This window comes from Actinosynnema sp. NPDC023658, from assembly GCF_040639995.1.
Classification (GTDB): domain Bacteria; phylum Actinomycetota; class Actinomycetes; order Mycobacteriales; family Pseudonocardiaceae; genus Actinosynnema.
The window spans coordinates 1-3,235 of the sequence record NZ_JBFAAX010000651.1 but is presented as its reverse complement, the minus strand read 5'-3'; the positions used below and the strand labels follow the sequence as shown (position 1 = coordinate 3,235).

At 74.2% G+C, this 3,235-nt stretch carries 1 protein-coding gene and 1 pseudogene; both read right to left on the bottom strand.

All coding sequences use genetic code 11. The annotated features are described in order from the left end of the window. A partial coding sequence (locus tag AB0G02_RS32680) for a MoxR family ATPase (protein ID WP_360801931.1) occupies positions 1–941 on the bottom strand: 941 nt, incomplete at its 3' end. A 169-nt stretch (positions 942–1,110) separates the two neighbouring features. Next, positions 1,111–3,235, bottom strand: a pseudogene (locus AB0G02_RS32675) (hypothetical protein); the annotation flags it as partial.

The following is a 3,235-nucleotide window of genomic DNA, read 5'->3' as shown; positions in this document are numbered from 1 at the left end:
GTCAGCACCTCTTCCGCGGTGGTGCCCGCCAACTGGGCCTCGCGGGTCAGCACCAGCCGGTGCGCCAACACCGGCACGGCCAACGCCTGCACGTCGCCCGGCACCACGAAGTGCCTGCCCTGCGCCGCCGCGTACACCTGCACGCACCGCACCAACGCGCGCAGGCCGCGGGTGCTCGCGCCCAGCCGCAGCCGACCGTCCTGGCGGGACGCGACGCCGAGGTCGCTGATGTAGTGCAGCAACGGGTCCGCCACGTGCAGCGTCGCCAGCCGACGTCCGTGCTCCGCGATCACGTGCGGGTTGCTCACCGTCGGGACCGCGCCGACCTGGCCGGCGCCGCTCCCGGGCCGCAGCACGTCGATCTCGTGCTCGACCGCCGGGTAGCCGATGGACGTGCGCAGCATGAACCGGTCCAGCTGCGCTTCGGGCAGCCGGTACGTGCCGTCCAGGTCGATCGGGTTCTGCGTGGCGACGACGAGGAACGGCGCGGGCACGGCGTGCGCGACGCCGTCGACCGTGACCGTCCGCTCCTCCATGACCTCCAGCAACGCCGACTGCGTCTTGGCGGCCGCGCGGTTGATCTCGTCCGCGAGGACGATGTTGGCGAACACCGGTCCGGGCCGGAAGCGCACCTCGCCGGTCTGCGGGTCGTACACGGACGTGCCGGTGACGTCCGACGGCAGCAGGTCGGGCGTGAACTGCACCCGCCGCGACACCCCGCCCAGCGCGCCCGCCACCGCGCGGGCCAACGTGGTCTTGCCCGTGCCGGGCACGTCCTCCAGCAGCACGTGCCCGCCGGCGAACATCGCGACCAGCACGAGGTCCACCACGTCCCGCTTGCCCCGCACCGCGGTCTCGACCGCGTCGCCCAGCCTCGCGTGCAGGGCGCGGAACGCCGCGATCTCGTCCTCACCGATCGCCGGAACCGCCGTAGTCGTCACTTCTCGCCCCTCGTGCTGTCGCCGCTCGTCACCCACCCACATCGCCGCGGCCCCGCCCGGCGAAACACCCGTGCGGCGACCCGAGGGGTGTTCGGGACGCGCAGGTCCGCCGGTTCACGTCCTGGACGACGTCGTCACCGGCTTGGACGACGTGGTCACCGGTCCGCGCTCACTCCGACTCGCGCCGCCGCGCCCGCCGGTTGCGCAACGTCAGCAGCCACGCCGTCGCGAGCAGCCCGATGCCGCCGCCGACCAGCCGGTTGTCCTCCTCGGTCGAGGGCAGGCTGTTGGGCAGGCAGGTCCTGCCGGTGCCGCAGTTCTCGATCGGCTCGCGCACCACCACGGTCTTCGACTGGGAGTCCACCGAGCCGGAGCCGGACGCGGCGTAGGCGCGCACGAGCAGGACGTTCGAGCCGAGGTCCACGTCGATCGTGACGGTGCCGCCGGCGCACGGGATCGGCGCGCTGGTGCCGTAGGTGGTGTTGACGACCTCGCACGAGCCGGTGTGGCTCGCCCAGTCCGCGGGTGGTGCGGTGGTGACCTTCTTCTGGTACCGGTTCGCGCCGACGCCCACCGTGCTGATCACGATCGCGCCCGCCTGGGGCAGCGCGGGCGGCGGAGGCACGGTGGTCGTGGTCGTCGTCGTGGTGGTGGGGTCAGGTGGTTGGGGCGGCTTCGTGGTCGTCGTGGTGACCGGGGCGGGCGCCTGCGTCGTGGTCGGTGCCGCCGCCGGGCGGACCGTCCAGGACGCCGTGCCCGGGTCGCCCGCGCCGAACCGGTTGTACGCCGCGACCGCGACGTCCACCTTCCCGCCGGCGCAGAACGTGGTGCCCGCGCACGGCAGCACCAGTTCCGCCGACGTGCCCGCGACCCGCGTCTCCTGGGAGCCGCCCGAGAACCCGCCGGTGCCGGTCACCGTGTACCCGGTGACGGGCTCGCCGCCGTCGGCCACCGCGCTCCAGCTCACCGAGACGACGACCGACGTGCCGTTGTTGCTGCGCTGGGTCACCGTGACCCCCGCCGGACGTCCCGGTGCCGCGCCCGGCGCAGCGGCGCTCGGGGTCGTCGTCACCGGTGTGGTGGTCTGCTCGGCGCGCGGTTGGGAGTCCTGGCCGTTGCCGCGACCGCGGTTGTCCTTCGTCGGCGGGTCGGGGCGCGGCGGTGGCGGGCTCGGCACGCTGGGCATGGGCGACCGCTCGGGGTCGACCACCGGCAGCTCGGGACTGCGGATCACCACGTCGCGGGTGCGGCCGTCGGCGTCCACGATCACGCCCTTGTCGGCGCCCGGCGCGTTGATGAACAACTTGCCGTCGTCGAACACCAGCGCGGGGTCGCCGGAGCCACTCGTGACCACGTCGGCCGCGCCGCGCCGACCGGACCGGTCGAGCACGACGACCTTGCCCGCACCGAGGCACGGCACGTAGACCCGTTCGCGGAACACCGCCGGGCGTCCGGGGTGGGGGCAGTCGTAGGACCGCATGTCGATCCGGACCACCTCGTCGCCGCTGAGCAGCACGACGATCGACGCGTCCGGCACCGACGCGGGCACGAGGCCGGTGGGGCTCGTCTGGGCGGCCAGCACCTCGCCGGCCAGCGACTCGGTGCTCGTGGTGAGGTCGCGGCCGGTGCCGTCGCGGACCACCACGCCGCCCTCCAGCCCCAGCAGCGTCACGCCGCGCTCGTGCGGCACCAGCGCGGTGCGCGGACCCGCGCCCGCCACCGGCCGGTCGGACAGCTCGGTGAACTCCCGGTCCTCTTCGGACCACTGCAACGCGTGCAGGTTGCCGCCGTGGTCCACGGCCCACACCACGCCGCGCTCGTCGGCCACCACGTCGGCCAGCGGCTGACCGGCGAGCCACGGCGAGCCGATGTCGGCCAACGTCACCGGGTCGGCGTTGTGCACCGAGCCGGCGGCGCGGTCGACCACGAACACCCGGTCACCGACGATGAGGACCTTCGCCGAGGGGCCGGGGGGCGCCTGCCGGCGACCGGACGACAGCAGGGTGGCCAGGTCGATCACGGTGATCTGGCCGGTGCGGCGGTCGAGGACGATCAGCTTGTCGTCGGACTGCGCGACCTCCAGCTGCGCGTCCGCGCCGCTGACCTGCAACCGGGTCTGCGGGGTTCCGGAGCTGGGGTTGACCTGCACGACCTCGCCGCGCTGGTCGTCGTCGAGCCACGTGAGGCCGTCGGAGACCTCCACGGCCGTGCGCGAGATGCCGTCGCCCAGTGCGGCGCCGACCAGCAACAACAGTCCCAGCGCGGCGGCGCTGACGCTGGCCGACTCGCGTCGG